This window comes from Natrinema sp. LJW11, assembly GCF_056135975.1.
In genome coordinates, this window is sequence record NZ_JBWBDM010000001.1 from 343,341 (window position 1) to 358,416 (window position 15,076).

Genomic DNA, 15,076 nt, shown 5'->3' on the forward strand with positions numbered 1-15,076 from the left:
TTCCACCACTTTCCGCTCCATCCCGACACGCCCCTGAAATCCCATGACCGCACCCACGATTCCCGAAACGACCGAGACGGCCGGCCGAACGATCGTCCTCGATGTCGTCGGTCTCCAGCCCCAGCACATCGACGCCGACCGAACGCCGACGCTCGAGTCGCAGTTCCCGAGCGAACGCGTGACCGACCTCAGACCACCGTTTCCCGCCGTCACGGTTCCGGCGCAGACCACTCTCGCGACCGGGTGCGGTCCCGGCGAGCACGGGGACATCTCGAGCGGCGAGTACGACCGCGAGCGAGAAACAGCCGAGTTCTGGGAGCGCGACCGAAACGGTCGCGACCGGCTCTGGGAGGTCGCGAGCGACGAGGCTGGATTGACCACCGGCGCGCTGAACTTCCAGCACCTGATCGGAACGAGCGCCGACGTGGCGGTCACGCCCTCGCCGATCGAGGACGAGAACAACGACATCCTCGAGATGAACTGCTGGACGAACCCCGACGGCTTCTACGACGACCTCCGCGAGGAACTGGGGCACTTTCCGCTGCACAACTACTGGGGACCCGCCGCGAACGAGGAGGGGAGCCGCTGGATCGTGGCGGCCGCGAGCGAAGCGATCGACCGGTTCGATCCCGACCTGCTGTGGATCTACGTTCCCCACCTGGATTACGCCGGGCAGAGCGACGGCCCCGGCAGCGACGCCTTCGCGACGGCACTCGAGACCGTCGACGACCTCCTCGAGGGGTTCCTCGCCCATCTCTCCGAAACGGACCGCTGGGACGAGACGGTCCTCACCCTCGTCAGCGAGTACGGGTTTCACGAGGTGGACCGACCCGTATTCCCCAACCGCGCGCTTCGGGAGACCGGGCTGCTCGAGACGGACGCGGACGGCGACGCCGAGATCGCCGACTCGGACGCGTTCGCGATGGTCGACCACCAGATCGCACACGTCTACGCCGACGAGGGGGCGGTCGACGCCGCTCGCGACGCGTTCGCGGAGCTCGAGGGAATCGAGACGGTGCTCGACGACTCGGGGAAGGCCGAGCGCGGGATCGATCACCCGAACGCGGGCGACCTCGTTCTCGTGGCGGATCCGGACGCCTGGTTTCAGTACTACTGGTGGGACGACCGCGCGAACGCGCCGCCGTACGCGACCGAGATGGACATCCACGCCAAACCCGGCTTCGACCCCTGCGAGTTGTTCTTCGGCGACGAGGGACTCGTCTCGCTCGACGCCTCGCGGGTGAGCGGCTCCCACGGCCGCGTCGACGAATCCGCGTTCGGCTGTTTCGGCCTCGGCGGACCCGCAGCGCCCGAACTCGAGGGCGACGGCCCGGTCGACGCGACCGACGTAACGCCGACCATCGTCGACCTGCTCGGGCTCGAGGGGGAGCTCTCGATGCCGCTCGAGGGAGCGTCGCTTCGACGGTCCTGACCGGAACTGGTCTCGTGCGTGATAGCGTGCCACCCCCAGCCCGGAACGGAACCCTTTTTACTAGCCCCCGGCAACGACCAGTTGCACACAGCGCGTGTGGCGGATCGGTATGCTCCGTTGGTGTAGTCCGGCCAATCATTTCGGCCTTTCGAGCCGATGACCTGGGTTCAAATCCCAGACGGAGCACTACAGCGAGCGAACGTTTGTAAGCGAGCGTAGCGCGCATGGCTGGGATTTGAACTACGGAAGTCGCAACCGCGACGAAGTGAGTGGTCCGTCTTCAGGTGGTTCAACTCCCAGACGGAGCACTCTTCTGAACGATCGAAGCGAGTGAAGAAGGAAGCGCACGCTCTGGGAGTTGAACCACGGAAATCCGAACGAAGTGAGGATTTGCATCGGGTCCAAATCCCAGACGGAGCACCCCGTTATCTCTCGTCTTCGATCGAATTGTTCGGCTTTGTTCCGCAGAGAGCGGCCCTCTCTCGAGCCGTAACCATATCCCACCTAGTACAAATCCCACACGGCAGATTCGCGATGACCGAATTCTCGAGTCGTCAACGTTACGCACGAGGATTCGAATCGGGAAAGAACGAGTGATACCGCCGGTTTCGATCGGTCCGTCGGCTGTAGCCGTTCGTTCGTTTGATGGATGCACATGGCACGGTGGAGGCGGTGGTGATTCGTCTATTTACGTCAATTCACTCCCATACGCGACTCATCCGTTTATCTCACAACATCGACTCACTCGGCGCGAATAGAACTGGATATTCGTAAACTCCTAGTAGATGGAGCACTTCGTACCGGCTAATGACCTACGAAAACCTGGATTCGGATCTGGTAAACGAACTGCTCGACGACGGCCGAGCGAGCCTCCGCAGCCTCGCCGAAGAACTCGATGTCTCCGTCACGACGGTCTCGAACCACCTCTCCGACCTCGAGGAGGAAGGCGTCATCCAGGGCTACACGCCGAAAGTCGACTACGACGCGGTGGGGTACGACGTCACTGCCGTGATGCAGTTGAAAGCCGAGGGGAGCGCGCTTCCCGAAATCACGCAGACGCTGAAAGACCACCGCCAGATGATCTCCGTCTACGAGGTCACGGGGGACTACGACGTGATCGCCATCGGGAAGTTCAAAGATACGGACGACATGAACGACGAGATCAAGTCCCTGATCACCGATCCCGACATTAATCAGTCGAATACGAGCATCGTGCTCAACGCCGTCTCCGAGAACGAACAGTTCGAGCTCGACACGGAGTAACCGCGTTCGGTCACCGAACTGTTGAACGAACTCGACAGCGACTGCGGACGCCCGGTCTCCGCTCGTTCGGTAGCGACGACTCGAGCGCGACTGTCCGACCGGCGCCCCGAATTACTCCGTTTTCGAGGACGGAAACGACCGATTGTCCGTCGGGGGAGGAGACTAACGTTCGATTGTTTTGTGATAACATCTACCAATGTCTAACGGGACAAATACAGCGAATCGACGCTCCGGAAGAAATATATTCCATACCATAAACTGTGGAAGCTTCTATTGAGTCGGGCGGCGTCTCTCGAGAAGCATCATGGCATATGGTACCAATCCTGAAGAGAGGTACAGCTACGGGGAGGTGAGCGACGCGGATCGTCGCGACTTTCTCAAAGCCCTCGGCGTCATCGCCGGCGGCGGTATCGCCGGTGCGACGCTACGCGATCTCCGCGTGGAGGTCTCGAGCGGCACCGCGGAGGGGCTCGCAGAGATGGGCGAGGCCGTCCGCGGTGGACTGACGGGAACGCTCGACGCGGCGCTGTTGAACGAGCAACTGGCGGGGCTCGAGGCGAGCTTCGAACTGCTGCCAGAACTGGCGTCGATGGGGATTCCCGAGCAGGGAGCGTCGGCGTACCAGGAGCTGACGACGGCGGCGTGGGCGATCAACGACCACCTCTCGGAGGTCGGCTTCTTCGCGAGCGCCGAGGAGAACGTGCCGGCGTTCGAGCCCGATCACATCGAGGCGACGACGCGGCAACTCCTGCACATCGAGGCGCTGCCGGCGACGCTTTCGGAGATCGGCTTCGCAACGGAGGAACAGACGGCGCTGGTGACCAATATCGTGAATTCGCGCGAGCAGCTGTCGTGGTGGATGGCGACGCCGGACTATCCGCCGGCGGACGTCGTCGACGACGGCGTCGTTCACGAGTACGTCGCGCCGCTCCACCAGCGGGCCGCGGAGGGGTCGCTCCTCTGGATCGACGGGCTCGATCACTACCTCTGGCAGCGAGAACCGCTGGTCACCGACGAGATGATCGACCGGGGGCTCTGGGATACCAAGTCGATGCTCGGCGGGTACTACCTGCTGGGCTCCGCCGCGCGCGATCTCGCGGCCGGCGACATCGCCGACGACCACCTGACGACGCTGACGACCGCCAGCACCGCGATCATGATCATCGGCCAGGAGTTCCTCATCAACGATGTCATCCGGATCACGGACGACAAGCGTGCGCCGAGGAACCCGGCACCGCTATCCAGGTGACAACGACATGACCTACGAATCCCACCTCATCGAACTTCCGGAAGACGCACCGTGGCACGAGAAACCGGGTGAATCAGTCATCGAACAGGGTAATATCGACCAGATACCCGAAGTGGACGTCACCGAGGAGGACCTCGCGCAGACCGGCGAGGAGCCGACCAACTGGCTCATCATGGGCGGTTCCTACGAGGCCCAGCGCCACACGACGGCCGACGTCATCACCCCGGAGAACGTCGATCAACTCGAGGCCGAGTATCGACTCGAGGTCGCGGAGGATCCGAACGACTTCCAGGGCTCGCCGATCGTCGTGGACGGCGACCCGCCGATCATGTACACGACGGTCGGGCCTGACATGCTGTACGCGATCAACGCGCGAACGGGCGAACTCCTCTGGACGCACTTCTACGAACCCTACGTGGGTGCGTCCGACGCGACGCCGCCAGCCGAACGCGGGCCCGCGGTCCTCGGAGATACGGTCTACAAGAGCACGCTCGATCTGGGCGTCATCGCGATCGACCGCTACACCGGCGAAGAGCGGTGGTACTACAACGGCGCGGCGGCCTATCGCGGCGAAGTCGCCGACGACCTCATGCACGAGGAACTGATGTGGGAGCGATCGCGGGGGACCACGTCGTCCTTCCCGCCGCTGATCTACGACGGCATGCTCATGAAGGGCAGCTTCGGCGGCGAGTTCGGCGTCAGCGGCTTCTTCGACGCGATCAGCCTCGAGGACGGGAGCCCGCAGTGGCGCGTCAACATGACGCCGGAACACGAGTGGGTCGGCGACTCGTGGGAGCACGGCGGCGCGACCGCCTGGGCGTCGGGTGCGATCGACCCCGATAACGGATCGGTCGTTATCCCGTCGGCGAATCCAGGACCGTGGTACGGCACCGTTCGACCGGGATACAATCCCTACTCCTGTGGCAAGGTCGCCGTCAACGCCGCGGACGGCGAGTATCAGTGGCACCATCAGGACTCCCCGCACGACTGGTGGGACTACGATTCGCCGAGTCCGCCGGTCGTCTTCGAGGCAGATGTCGACGGCGAGACGCGGAAATTCGCGACGTGGCCCGGCAAGACGGGCTGGGTGTACACGGTCGACATGGAGACGGGCCAGCTCCACCAGCGTAGCGACGAGTACGTCCAGCACCTCAACATGTTCAGTCTGCCGCCCTACGACGACCTCGAGAGCGCGCCGTGGATCATGCCGGACCTCATCGGCGGGACCAATCCCCAGCCCAGCGCGTACGATCCCGAGACGCAGACGTTAGTCGTCAAAGGGACCAACTATCCGATCAAGTTCTCCTGGTTCGAGGTGGAGTACGAGCCCGGGACGACCTACATCGGAATGGACACCGTGCGAAAGACGGAGCCGGTCGACGCGGAGGAGGGCGAGCAGCGGGAGGGCGACGAGACGGCCGAAGACGAAGAAATGGCGGCGGACGCGGACGAGGCTGAAGTCGGCGAGCAGCGAGAGGGCGACGAAACGCCCGCGAACGAAACGGACGCCGCTGAGAACAAAACGGACGCCATCGAGAACGAGACGGAAGCTATTGGAAACGAGACGGAAGCCATCGGAAACGAGACGGATACCGTCGGCAACGAAACGGAAGACGGTGGCGGGGACGAACTGCACGAGGAAGAACAGGAGCGAGACGAAGACGGCGGAGAGGAAGAAGAAGAGGAGGAAGACGAAGAGACCCAACAGTTCGAAGACGAGGAAGTGCCGGCGTGGAACCAGATGGCCGGCGTCGTCGCCGGGATCGACCCGCTAACCGGCGACGTGAAGTGGCAGAACTGGTTCAGTTGGCGGGCCGGGCCGCCGTGGGGCGGCTCGCTGACGACCGCGACGGGCGTGACCTTCGCCGGCGGTCCGACCGGACGGCTCCACGCCTTCGATACCGAAACGGGCGAACAACTGGCCGCCCACGAGGTCGGTAATCACGGCGTCGACGGCGCGCCGATGAGCTGGTACGACCCGACCGAAGGGAAACAGTACGTCGCGATTCCCGGCGGTGGCGGGAATCAGGTCGAGGAGGAGGGCAACACGATCGCCGTCTTCTCGCTCGAGGAGTAACGCCGTCGAACCGCCGGAGACATTTTTTCGAGTCGAACGCCGCCACGGGGGCGGTCGGATCCGAGTCTGAGACCGTCATGGTTGGGACAGCGGTCCCGAGAGCCGGCGGCGAGGCGGCTACTCTCCGGCCGTCTCGTTGTCGTCCGCGGCTCCGTCGCCCCCCGTTTCGTTATCACTCATCGCCGTCTCGTTGTCGACGGCTTCCGCCTCATCGCCGGTCGTTTCGTTGCTCGTAGCCGTCTCGTTGCCCGTTTCCGCGTCGGCTTCGGCCGCCATTTCGCCGCCGTCGCCGTCCTCGACCGGAACGAGTCGGTGGACCGCACCGTCGCCCTCCACCGTCGACGTGCTGGTGGTGAGGACGTAAATCTCGCCGTCGGCCCCTTCGCCGAAGGCGTAGACGAATCCGTTCGGACGACCGTTCTCGGCCGCCTCGCCCTCGAGTTGTATCTGTTCGATGGGCCACAGTCCGTTCTCGCCGGTCGCCTGCTCGCTCTCGCCGTCGGCTTCGGTTTCGTTGCCGGCAGCGGTCTCGTTGCCGGCCGTCGTTTCGTTCCCCGCTCCGGTCTCGTTACCGTCCGCTCCGTCGTCCGTCGGCGGATCGAGGAACATGTCCTCGAGGTCGTCGCCACCGCCGGCGTCCTGCCAGCCGTCGGGCGGACGGGCGAGGAAGACCGTTCCCGGGCTCTCGCCGTCGACGCTCCAGTCGCCGAAGACGTAGGCCCCCTCGAGTTCGTCGATCTCCCCGCCTTCGTAGAGGTGGCCGCCGGTGATGGAGACGCCGATCGCCCCGTCACTCACGCCGCGACCGTCGCCGCCGTCACCGCCGCCCCCGCCGGCATCCGACTCGAGGATCCCGACTTCGTGTGGATACTCGAGAACCGGCTCGAGCAAGGGTTCGCCGCCTCTGACGTCGTCCGGAGTGCTGTCCGGACACTCCTCGGGCGGTTCCGTCGGCGACTCGGTGCTGAAACAGTGAGTGGCCTCCTTGACGTTCCAGCTGTAATTGCCGCCGGCTCGAACGTAGTTGACGCTCTCGAAGAGCTCCTGGCCGACGTCGGCGACGAGGAGCTGGCCGTCGTCGGTGAAGGACGATCCCCACGGATTTCGAAAGCCCCAGGCGTAGTATTCGGGGAGCTGGCCGTCCGTATCGACCAGCGGATTGTCGTCGGGGATCCCGTACGGCCGGTCATCGGATTCCGAATCGACGTCGAGTCGGAGGATTCCACCGAGGAGGTTCTCCGCGGTATCCTGCCCGTTGCCGCCGTCGTTGTCGTCGTACCAGTCGTCGACGTGACCCGTCCCGACGTCGTTTCCGCCGCCGCCGTCGCCGGTTGCGACGTAGAGGTAGCCGTCGGGGCCGAAGAGGATGTTTCCGGAGTTGTGGTTGAACTGCGGCTCCGGTATCTCGAGGATCGTTCGTTCGGAGTCGGGATCGGCCGTCGAGTTGTCGTCGTCGGCCGTCCGGAACTCCGAGAGAACGAACGTGTGATCGTACTCCTCGGGCGTTCCCTCCCGCGACGGCGCGCTGTAGCGGACGAAGAACCGGCCGTTTTCCGAGAACTCCGGATGGAACGCGAGCCCGAGCAGTCCCCGCTCGTCGAACTCCATGAACTCGACGAGTCGATCGGAGACGTCGAGGAACGGCTCCTCTTGCAGTCCGTCCTCGTCGTGAACGTAGATATAGCCCGTTTGATCGACGATGAACCGACGGTCGGCCTCCTCGTCGGCCGTCTCGAAGGCGAGCGGCGCGGTCAACCCCTCGGCGACCGTCTCGAGGCCGACCGTCGGCCCGTCGCCGATGAGCTGGCCGGCCGCCTCGGTTCCGGTACCGCCGTCGCCTCCGTCGCCGAACTCGATGTCGCCCCGCATGGAGGTGGGATGGGGTTCGCAGTAGTACTCGGCCATTCCCTCCTCGGCGGTGAACTCGACCGTCTGGGTCTCGCCCGCCCCCGTGAGGATCTCGGTCGAGACGAACTCTTCGCCCTCCTCGCTTTCGATGCTGAAGTTGTGTCCCGCACCGTCGAGGTTCTCCCAGGTGAGCGTGTACGTTTCGCCCTGGACGAGCTGAAGGGTCGGGTTTCGTTCGTCCGCGATCGAGTCGGGTGACTGCCCGACCCAGCCGCTTATTCGCCCGCCGAGTTCGATCTCGCCGGTGATGGCGTCCTCCTGGGCCGTCGCTGGCAGCGCGAGGCCCGCGACGGAGAGCGCCGCGGTCGAGCGGAGGACCGTCCGCCTCGATGTCGCCGTGTTGGAGTCGTCGTTCCGTGTCATGGGTTTCCAGTACGACGTGTCGGACCGCGGGGACCACGGTTCGGTTCGCCGCGCGAATCCGCCCGCGTACTGGATAGCGTGGTGTCGACATATCGCAATAAACTGACTCGATCGTTCCCCGCTCAAGGTCGACTTGGACGATAGCCGAGCGCCCAATCACTCGTTAGGGCGACATAAGGTCGTTTTTCCGCACGGATTCTCGAGCGGCGATCCTCCCGAGTCCCGCTCGAGCCACCTCGAGTCAGCGAGACCGGGTTCTCGGCGAAATCGAGTTCCATCGGCGAACTCAGTTCCCGGCGAAACCGACTCGAGACGAGATTTCCGTCGTCGGCTACAGGTAGTTCGCAACCCAGTAGACGAGATACAGTCCGATCAGGAGGACGCCGTCGGTCCGAGTGACACGTCCCCGCGTGAGCGCGACGGTCACGACGAGCACGCAGCCGGCGAGAAACGGCCAGTGAACCGCCAGGACGTCCCCGCCCGTCTCGATCGGATGGAGCAACGCGATGATCCCGACGTTTGCCGTCATATAAAAAACCGTGCTCCCGACGACGTTCCCGATGGCGAGTTCCGGCCGATCCCGTCGAACCGGCTCGACGGTGAGCGCCAGTTCCTCGATCGAGGCGATGAAACTCAGTACCGTGGCACCGAACGCGAGCCCCGAGATGCCGAACGCGACGAAGATCCCCTCGGCGCTGACCACCGTGATACCGGACCCGATCGTCATTCCGACCACGGCGAGGAGAGCGACGCCGAGATTGAAGAACCCGCTTCGATGCTCGAACGATGGGACGAACTCGTCGATATCGAGGTCGAAATCCGAGCCGTTCGATCGGTCTCCGTGCGCTCTCGAGTCGTCGCCGTTCGATGTGGTCGGACTCCGACCCGTCCTCGCGTCCGGTTCGGTCTCGAGGTCGATCACCTCCTGTAGTTCGGTCGAGAGGAGATACGTCGTTTCGGATCGACGTTCGTACCAAAAGATGAACGCGAGCAGCGGGACGAACAGCCCGAGGAGGGCCGCCCCCTCGAGCGGACCGATCGTTCCGTCGAGCGACAGCGCGAACGCGGGGACGGGGACGAGAACGAGCAATACCAGATAGGCCCGCGGAACGTCCATTCGAAACGGGACGAGGATCCCCGCGATCCCGACGGCGACTGCGAGGACGAACAGCGACTCCCCGAAGACCGTCCCGAGCGCGAGCGCCGGAAGGTCGACGAACGCCGCGGTTACGCCGAGGACGGCGTTCTCGAGGTCGACGCCGGCCAGAACGACCGCGAGAAAGAAGCCGGAAACGCCGAGCGAGACGGCGCTCTGGGCGACCGCCTCGATGAAGATCTCGACGCACCAGATCACCAGTACGACGCCGACGAGAAACAGGCCGACGAGGGCCGCCGTCGAACTCGGAACGACCATGTCCGTGACCCTACACCGCGATCGTACTTAGGTGTCGATTGCGATCGCGACGAAACGCGCCGGATCGGTTGGAGCCGGCTCCGTCTCCACGGGACCGCCATCGTCGGTACCTACGATCCGATCGTTACGGCCGTCGCAGCGCTGCCGGCGAGACCAGTTCCTCGGACCCACCGCGGATCAGCCACTGATCGGAACGCCGCCGAAGACGACGATAGCGATCAGCCAGTAGGCGACGTAGAGTCCCCCGAGGAGGAAGCCGTGCCACCGTTTCAGCTCCCCTTCGTGGAGGAAGTACGCGGCGAGGGCGGTCACGACGATCACCGTCGGGAGATGGAATGTGAGCACGGCTCGAGAGATCTCGAGGTCGCTGAGGAGCATGATGACGCCGACGTTCCCCGTCACGGAAAAGAGGACGCTCCCGATGACGTTTCCGACGCCGATCTCGGGGACGCCCCGTCGGACCGGCTCGATCGTGAGCATGACGTCTTCGAAGGTGAGGATCACCGTCAGGACGGTCGCCCCGAAGACGGTCTCCTCGAGGCCGAAGCCGTCGATGACGACCTCCGACCCGGCCTCGAGCAACATCGACGCGAACACGATGCCGATCAGTGCGAGGACGGAGAGGGAGAGCCAGAGCCACCCGGACGCGGGGTGTCCGTCGACGAGGCGGTCCTCGGAGATCTCCGAGAACTCCGTCGGCAACGCGACGCCGCCGTCGGCCTGTATCTCCTCGCCGAGTTCGGTGGTCCGGAAGACCGGCGTGTCGCGCTGATACTCTCGAGCGATGATGTAGCCGAACATGAGGACGAACGCGCCGAGGAGCGCGAGTCCGTGGACGAACGTCAGCGTTCCGAGGAGCACGAACGGAATCAACAGTAGCGGTGCCAGTGCGAAGAGGGCGATGTAATCGGACGGGAGATCGACCGGGAACGGGCTGATGATCGCGGCGAGCGCGAGCGTCACGCCGATGATCGCCAGTCCGGTTCCGAGCGCCGTCCCGAGCGCGGCACCCTCGAGGTCGCCGGCCGACAGAACGAGCGCGAGGATCGTGTCGTCGAACTCGAACCCGGTGAAGAGTATCGCGAGCGCGAACAGCGATATCTTCAGCTTCAACGCCGCTCGAGTGAGATAACTGATCAGCTTTTCGACGCAGACCGTCAACAAAATGCCGCCAACGACGAGGACGAGCACCGCACCGAGCAGCCCCTGTGCGTCGACGAATCCCTCGATCGTCCCCTCGAGACCGCCTTCGTTCCCCGCCGCATCGCCGTCGTCACCCGCACTTCCGTCGTCGCCCTGGGCGAGTACCGGTGCGACCGGGACTGCGACGAGCGTCGTAGCCACCAGGAGAGCGGCGACGATCCGTCGGATCGACCGACGGGAGGGGCGGCGTCTCGTACCGGTCGAACGCACCGCGGTCACGACCTCCGATTGCCCCGAAGCGGTGGCGCTCTCGACGAGGACCTCGAGCATGTGGGATCTGCATGCCAACCAGTGCCATATAGCTAACAGGCCGGGGAGGACAGTTCGTGGGAACTCCCTCCACGAAATCCGTTGGAAATCTCTACACGAACCCGATGGACACCACTGTCCGTCCCGCCTACGGAAACGAGGCCCTCACGACGACTCCGTTTCCGACCCGCTCTCGTCGTCGAGGGGGTCGGCCTGCAGGACGAACGCTCGCTCCGGCGGCGGGGCGATTCGCAACTCGATGCGCCGAGCGAGTTCGTAGTACTTCCGATTCCCGCGCCTGTAGTGTTTGACCAGTCCGGCGTCCTCGAGCGTCGAGAGGTGGTGCACGGCGGTTTTCCCGTCCATTCCGATCTCCTCTGCGAGTTCCGAGACGTACATCGGTTCTCGCGAGAGTTCCCTGAGAATCGTCAACCGCGTTCCGTTCCCCAGGGCGTCGATCAGTGTCACACGCGTCTTTGGACGCCCGAATCCAGAAGGGTTTCGCCGATTCTCACCGCACTCGCGGCCGCGGCCGGCGGACGTATGCCATCGATCCGATCTGTCGAAACGCGTGAATGCAGCTTTATCGGTGTCGTCGTGGGACGACCACTATGAGCGATCGCGTCGACTTCCCCGACGACCGAACCGGCGACCGACGGACGATCACGAGCGGCTTCTTCGAGCAGGAGGTGTACCTCTCCAGCGAGGAGACGGCCGCGTTCCTCCGCGACCTCGCCGATCAGCTCGAGGCCGGATCGTCGTTTACGATCTCCGCGTCGGAGTGGGAGATCCCCTTCGACTACAGCGATCCCGTCGAGGTCGAGATCGAGTTCTCCGAGCAGCGAGAGCGGGAACTCGAGATCGAACTCGAGTTCACGGAGCCGACGGAGGGCGGTGACCTGTCCGTTCGATAAGCGGTGGCGGACTCCGCCGACTCGAGGACGGATCCGACGCGGTAGCCGCGAGTGACGGTCCGAATCGGTCGCGGTCGGTATCGGTGTCCACGATTGTCGTTCTCGAGCGCTCGGCGACGGCAATCGCCGGGACGGTCCGATTTCGGCTCGACCGATGTAATGGGCCGTGGACGCGAGCCAACACGAATTTTCGCCCTGAAACTCGCGATAACCGGCCGATTTGCCGGGGAACGGTGTGCGCGATTTACACGATTTCGGCTGGTCGGTCCCGTCGTCGCAGCCATGACCATTGACAACACGACCGATCCGACGACCGGCACCGCCTCCCAGGCGAGTCGTTCCCGACGGTTCGTCTTGGGGAGCATCGCCGCGGCGAGCGCGCTCGCGAGTCTCCCCGCAGGCGCGTTCGGACGACAAGACGACGCGGCGGGCGACCTCGAGACGGTCGCCGAGTTCGAGCCGCCCGCGCTCCCGGAGAATCTCGCGATCGACGAGCGGGGAACCGTCTACCTGAGTATGGGGCCGTCGGGCGAGATCCGCGCGGTCGATTCCGAGGGCAATCAGTCGTCGGTCGCGACTATCGAAACCGGCGAGCAGGGCTTGTTGCTCGGAATTACGATTCTCGACGGCGTCCTTTACGCCGCGAACGCGTCGGGCCAGCAGGAGACCCACGGCATCTGGCGCGTCGATCCGGAAGACGGCGAGCCCGAACGGATCGCGTCGCTGTCACCCGACGAATCGACCCCGAACGGGATCATCCCCGATCCCACGACGTCGGACGCGCTGCTCGTCTCCGATCACCTCGGCGGCGCGATCTGGCGCGTGACGACTGACGGCGAGGCCGAGCCGTGGGTTTCGGATTCGTTGCTCGAGCCTGATATGGCGGCCCAGACGCCGGTCGGTGCTGACGGGCTGGCCGTCCATCCGGACGGCGACGTCTACGTCGACAATCTCAACGCGGGATCGATCATGCGAGTCCCGGTCGCAGACGACGGGAGCGCCGGGCAGGTCGAACAGGTCATCCAAGACGGAGGTCTGGTCGGCGCGGACGGCATGGCGATCGACGAGGACGGAAACCTGTACGTCGCGGTGAACGCCGCGAACGAGGTCGTCCGCGTAACGGACGAGCGGGAGATCGAGACGCTCGCCGGCGGGGACCCCCTCGATTTCCCCGCGGACGTCCACTTCGGCAGGACCGAAGAAACTGCGACCTCGCTGTACATCGCGAACTTCGCTTACGGAACCTTCCTCCAGGACGAGGCGGCCGCAGAACCGAGTCTCTCGAGAGTCGACGTCGGAACGGCCGGTTATTTCCCCGAGACCGCCGGCGGAACGCCCGGGACGGCCGAGGAGGACGGCAGCGCCACCGACGATCGGTCCGGAGACGATGCGAACGAGACGGTCGACGACGAGTGACGCCGCGAACGCGCTCGGTCAGCGGTCGACCGAACGCGGGATCCCCCGGCGGTCGCTCTGAACTGGGCATCGTCCCGAACCGCGCCGCCGTCGTGCGATCGGGGTGCAGTGACGTTCAGTGGCTCCTATAGCGGTGTTTCGATAGACGCTCCGAACTCGAGCGACCAGTAGCGGTGCTATTACGATTGGAAATAACTGCAATGAATCAACGCTTCGAAAGTTATTAATGGAGCGGTGTGGCGGTAGATTTCAATGGAACAATCCCTCGCTTTCGACACCGACGAGGTACACGAGCGGATCGTTACCGGGGTAGCAGCACTCGAGGGGACCGATCCCATGGAACTACCGCCGCTCTTCGAGGCAATCGATCCCGATGCACTCGACGCAGTGTTCGGAACCACGGAGTCCGGCAAACGGCGCACGGGACACGTCGGCTTTCCGTACGCCGGTCATCAGGTTCGAGTGGAGTTCGACGAGACCGAGACACCCGTCGTGACGATCGATTGATTCGGAAACCGCCGTCGTCCAACAACGCCTTCGTTCTCGCGATTCGATCACACGGAACGGCACCTGATCCGGCAGCGTGCCGTCATCGGTCACGCGGTCGCGCTACCGTCGCCACTGGCAGTCCGCGGGCACCCATTCGGATGGCGGCTGTGCGATCAGCGCGAACCACGGTTCGGTCGCTAGTATAATGGATCACCGGCCGGTAGGATTTACCGATGGCACGACTCGAGGGGCTGCGGGTGTATCCGGTGAAGGGACTCGACGGTATCGATCTCGAGGCGGCCGACGTCCTCGAGGGCGGGACCGTCGCCCACGACCGGGAGTTCGCGCTGTTCGACGCTGACGGCGACGTACTCAACGGGAAGCGGACCGACCGAGTGCACGCTCTCGACACGGATTTCGATCCCGAAACGTGCGATCTTTCGATCGAGACGCCCGACGGCGAACGGCACCGATTCGACCTCGAGTCGGATCGCGAGACCGTAGCGGTCCGGTTGAGCGAGTTCTTCGGTGTGGAGCTGTCGCTCGAGCGGAATCGATCGCTGGGGTTCGTGGACCGACGCGAGATGGGGCCGTCGGTGATCAGTACGGCGACGCTTCGCACCGTCGCCGACTGGTTCGACGAACTGACCGTCGAGGGCGCGCGGCGACGGCTTCGAGCGAACGTCGAGGTCGGCGGCGTGGAGCCGTTCTGGGAGGACCGGTTCGTCGGCGCGGACGCGCCGGCGTTCGAGGTCGGCGGGATCCGGTTCGAGGGAGTGACGCCCTGTGGCAGATGCGTCGTTCCCCAGCGCGATCCCGATACCGGCGATCCGACTCCGGCGTTTCGTGAGCGGTTCGTTCGGCGCCGCGAGGAAACCTTCCCCGACTGGGCGGACGCGGACGCGTTCGACCACTACTATTCGCTGATGCTCATCGCGCAAGTCCCCGAACGCGATCGCGGCGAGACTCTCCGGGTGGGCGATCCGGTCGAAACCGTCGACGACGGCCAATAGAGGGGACCGCCGACCGGCTCGTGCGGTTTGCTGTAAGCCATTTCCCGCGCGGCCGCGATCCGGCCTACGGTCGCGCCGGTACATCG

At 64.6% G+C, this 15,076-nt stretch carries 12 protein-coding genes and 1 tRNA gene; 9 read left to right on the top strand and 4 right to left on the bottom strand.

Annotated elements, in window-relative coordinates; all coding sequences use genetic code 11:
• The first annotated feature begins 43 nt into the window (after positions 1–43).
• The 5 genes from AC0QDI_RS01660 (at position 44) to AC0QDI_RS01680 (ending at position 6,021) form a co-directional block, all read left to right on the top strand.
• Positions 44–1,432 (top strand): alkaline phosphatase family protein, encoded by a 1,389-nt coding sequence (locus AC0QDI_RS01660; protein WP_474664613.1) that lies wholly within the window; start codon positions 44–46, stop codon positions 1,430–1,432.
• Positions 1,433–1,543: 111 nt separating this feature from the next.
• Positions 1,544–1,618 (top strand) — tRNA-Glu (locus tag AC0QDI_RS01665).
• 621 nt (positions 1,619–2,239) lie between these two features.
• Positions 2,240–2,695 carry an HTH-type transcriptional regulator Lrp gene (gene lrp, locus AC0QDI_RS01670; protein WP_474664615.1) on the top strand — a complete coding sequence of 152 codons (456 nt, stop codon included), beginning with the start codon at positions 2,240–2,242 and terminating at the stop codon, positions 2,693–2,695.
• A gap of 304 nt (positions 2,696–2,999) precedes the next feature.
• Entirely contained in the window at positions 3,000–3,944 is a 945-nt protein-coding gene (locus tag AC0QDI_RS01675) for a twin-arginine translocation signal domain-containing protein (protein ID WP_474664617.1), read from the top strand.
• Between the two features lie 7 nt (positions 3,945–3,951).
• Positions 3,952–6,021 (top strand): outer membrane protein assembly factor BamB family protein, encoded by a 2,070-nt coding sequence (locus AC0QDI_RS01680; RefSeq protein WP_474664619.1) that lies wholly within the window; start codon positions 3,952–3,954, stop codon positions 6,019–6,021.
• Between the two features lie 117 nt (positions 6,022–6,138).
• Here the strand turns inward: AC0QDI_RS01680 and AC0QDI_RS01685 are convergent, their stop codons facing one another.
• The 4 genes from AC0QDI_RS01685 to AC0QDI_RS01700 all read right to left on the bottom strand — a co-directional run bounded on the left by AC0QDI_RS01685 (position 6,139) and on the right by AC0QDI_RS01700 (position 11,626).
• On the bottom strand, positions 6,139–8,292 hold the full coding sequence (locus AC0QDI_RS01685) for a PQQ-dependent sugar dehydrogenase (RefSeq protein WP_474664621.1): 2,154 nt from the start codon (positions 8,290–8,292) through the stop codon (positions 6,139–6,141).
• 331 nt (positions 8,293–8,623) lie between these two features.
• On the bottom strand, positions 8,624–9,706 hold the full coding sequence (locus AC0QDI_RS01690) for a sodium:calcium antiporter (protein ID WP_474664623.1): 1,083 nt from the start codon (positions 9,704–9,706) through the stop codon (positions 8,624–8,626).
• A gap of 177 nt (positions 9,707–9,883) precedes the next feature.
• The gene (locus AC0QDI_RS01695; protein WP_474664625.1) at positions 9,884–11,179 is read right to left on the bottom strand and encodes a sodium:calcium antiporter; all 1,296 of its coding nucleotides are present in this window, start codon (positions 11,177–11,179) and stop codon (positions 9,884–9,886) included.
• Between the two features lie 144 nt (positions 11,180–11,323).
• Positions 11,324–11,626, bottom strand: a complete 303-nt coding sequence (locus tag AC0QDI_RS01700; protein WP_474664627.1) for an ArsR/SmtB family transcription factor — start codon at positions 11,624–11,626, stop codon at positions 11,324–11,326.
• A 143-nt stretch (positions 11,627–11,769) separates the two neighbouring features.
• On the opposite strand from AC0QDI_RS01700, the gene AC0QDI_RS01705 reads away from it, so the two are divergent.
• From AC0QDI_RS01705 to AC0QDI_RS01720, 4 genes are all read left to right on the top strand, one after another.
• Positions 11,770–12,072 (top strand): amphi-Trp domain-containing protein, encoded by a 303-nt coding sequence (locus tag AC0QDI_RS01705; protein WP_474664629.1) that lies wholly within the window; start codon positions 11,770–11,772, stop codon positions 12,070–12,072.
• A 282-nt stretch (positions 12,073–12,354) separates the two neighbouring features.
• Positions 12,355–13,488, top strand: coding sequence for an SMP-30/gluconolactonase/LRE family protein (locus AC0QDI_RS01710; protein WP_474664631.1), 1,134 nt, complete (start codon positions 12,355–12,357; stop codon positions 13,486–13,488).
• A 252-nt stretch (positions 13,489–13,740) separates the two neighbouring features.
• A complete protein-coding gene (locus AC0QDI_RS01715) occupies positions 13,741–13,995 on the top strand; it encodes a HalOD1 output domain-containing protein (RefSeq protein WP_474664633.1) in 255 nt (84 codons plus the stop codon).
• 215 nt (positions 13,996–14,210) lie between these two features.
• Complete coding sequence (locus AC0QDI_RS01720) at positions 14,211–14,990, top strand: MOSC domain-containing protein (RefSeq protein ID WP_474664635.1); 780 nt, start codon at positions 14,211–14,213, stop codon at positions 14,988–14,990.
• The last annotated feature ends 86 nt before the right edge of the window (positions 14,991–15,076 follow it).

Bases quoted from the DNA above. Each gene is read 5' to 3' on its own strand.
- AC0QDI_RS01660 (WP_474664613.1), top strand. From the start codon at position 44: ATGACCGCACCCACGATTCCCGAAACGACCGAGACGGCCGGCCGAACG.
- lrp (WP_474664615.1), top strand. From the start codon at position 2,240: ATGACCTACGAAAACCTGGATTCGGATCTGGTAAACGAACTGCTCGAC.
- AC0QDI_RS01675 (WP_474664617.1), top strand. From the start codon at position 3,000: ATGGCATATGGTACCAATCCTGAAGAGAGGTACAGCTACGGGGAGGTG.
- AC0QDI_RS01680 (WP_474664619.1), top strand. From the start codon at position 3,952: ATGACCTACGAATCCCACCTCATCGAACTTCCGGAAGACGCACCGTGG.
- AC0QDI_RS01685 (WP_474664621.1), bottom strand. From the start codon at position 8,292: ATGACACGGAACGACGACTCCAACACGGCGACATCGAGGCGGACGGTC.
- AC0QDI_RS01690 (WP_474664623.1), bottom strand. From the start codon at position 9,706: ATGGTCGTTCCGAGTTCGACGGCGGCCCTCGTCGGCCTGTTTCTCGTC.
- AC0QDI_RS01695 (WP_474664625.1), bottom strand. From the start codon at position 11,179: ATGCTCGAGGTCCTCGTCGAGAGCGCCACCGCTTCGGGGCAATCGGAG.
- AC0QDI_RS01705 (WP_474664629.1), top strand. From the start codon at position 11,770: ATGAGCGATCGCGTCGACTTCCCCGACGACCGAACCGGCGACCGACGG.
- AC0QDI_RS01710 (WP_474664631.1), top strand. From the start codon at position 12,355: ATGACCATTGACAACACGACCGATCCGACGACCGGCACCGCCTCCCAG.
- AC0QDI_RS01715 (WP_474664633.1), top strand. From the start codon at position 13,741: ATGGAACAATCCCTCGCTTTCGACACCGACGAGGTACACGAGCGGATC.
- AC0QDI_RS01720 (WP_474664635.1), top strand. From the start codon at position 14,211: ATGGCACGACTCGAGGGGCTGCGGGTGTATCCGGTGAAGGGACTCGAC.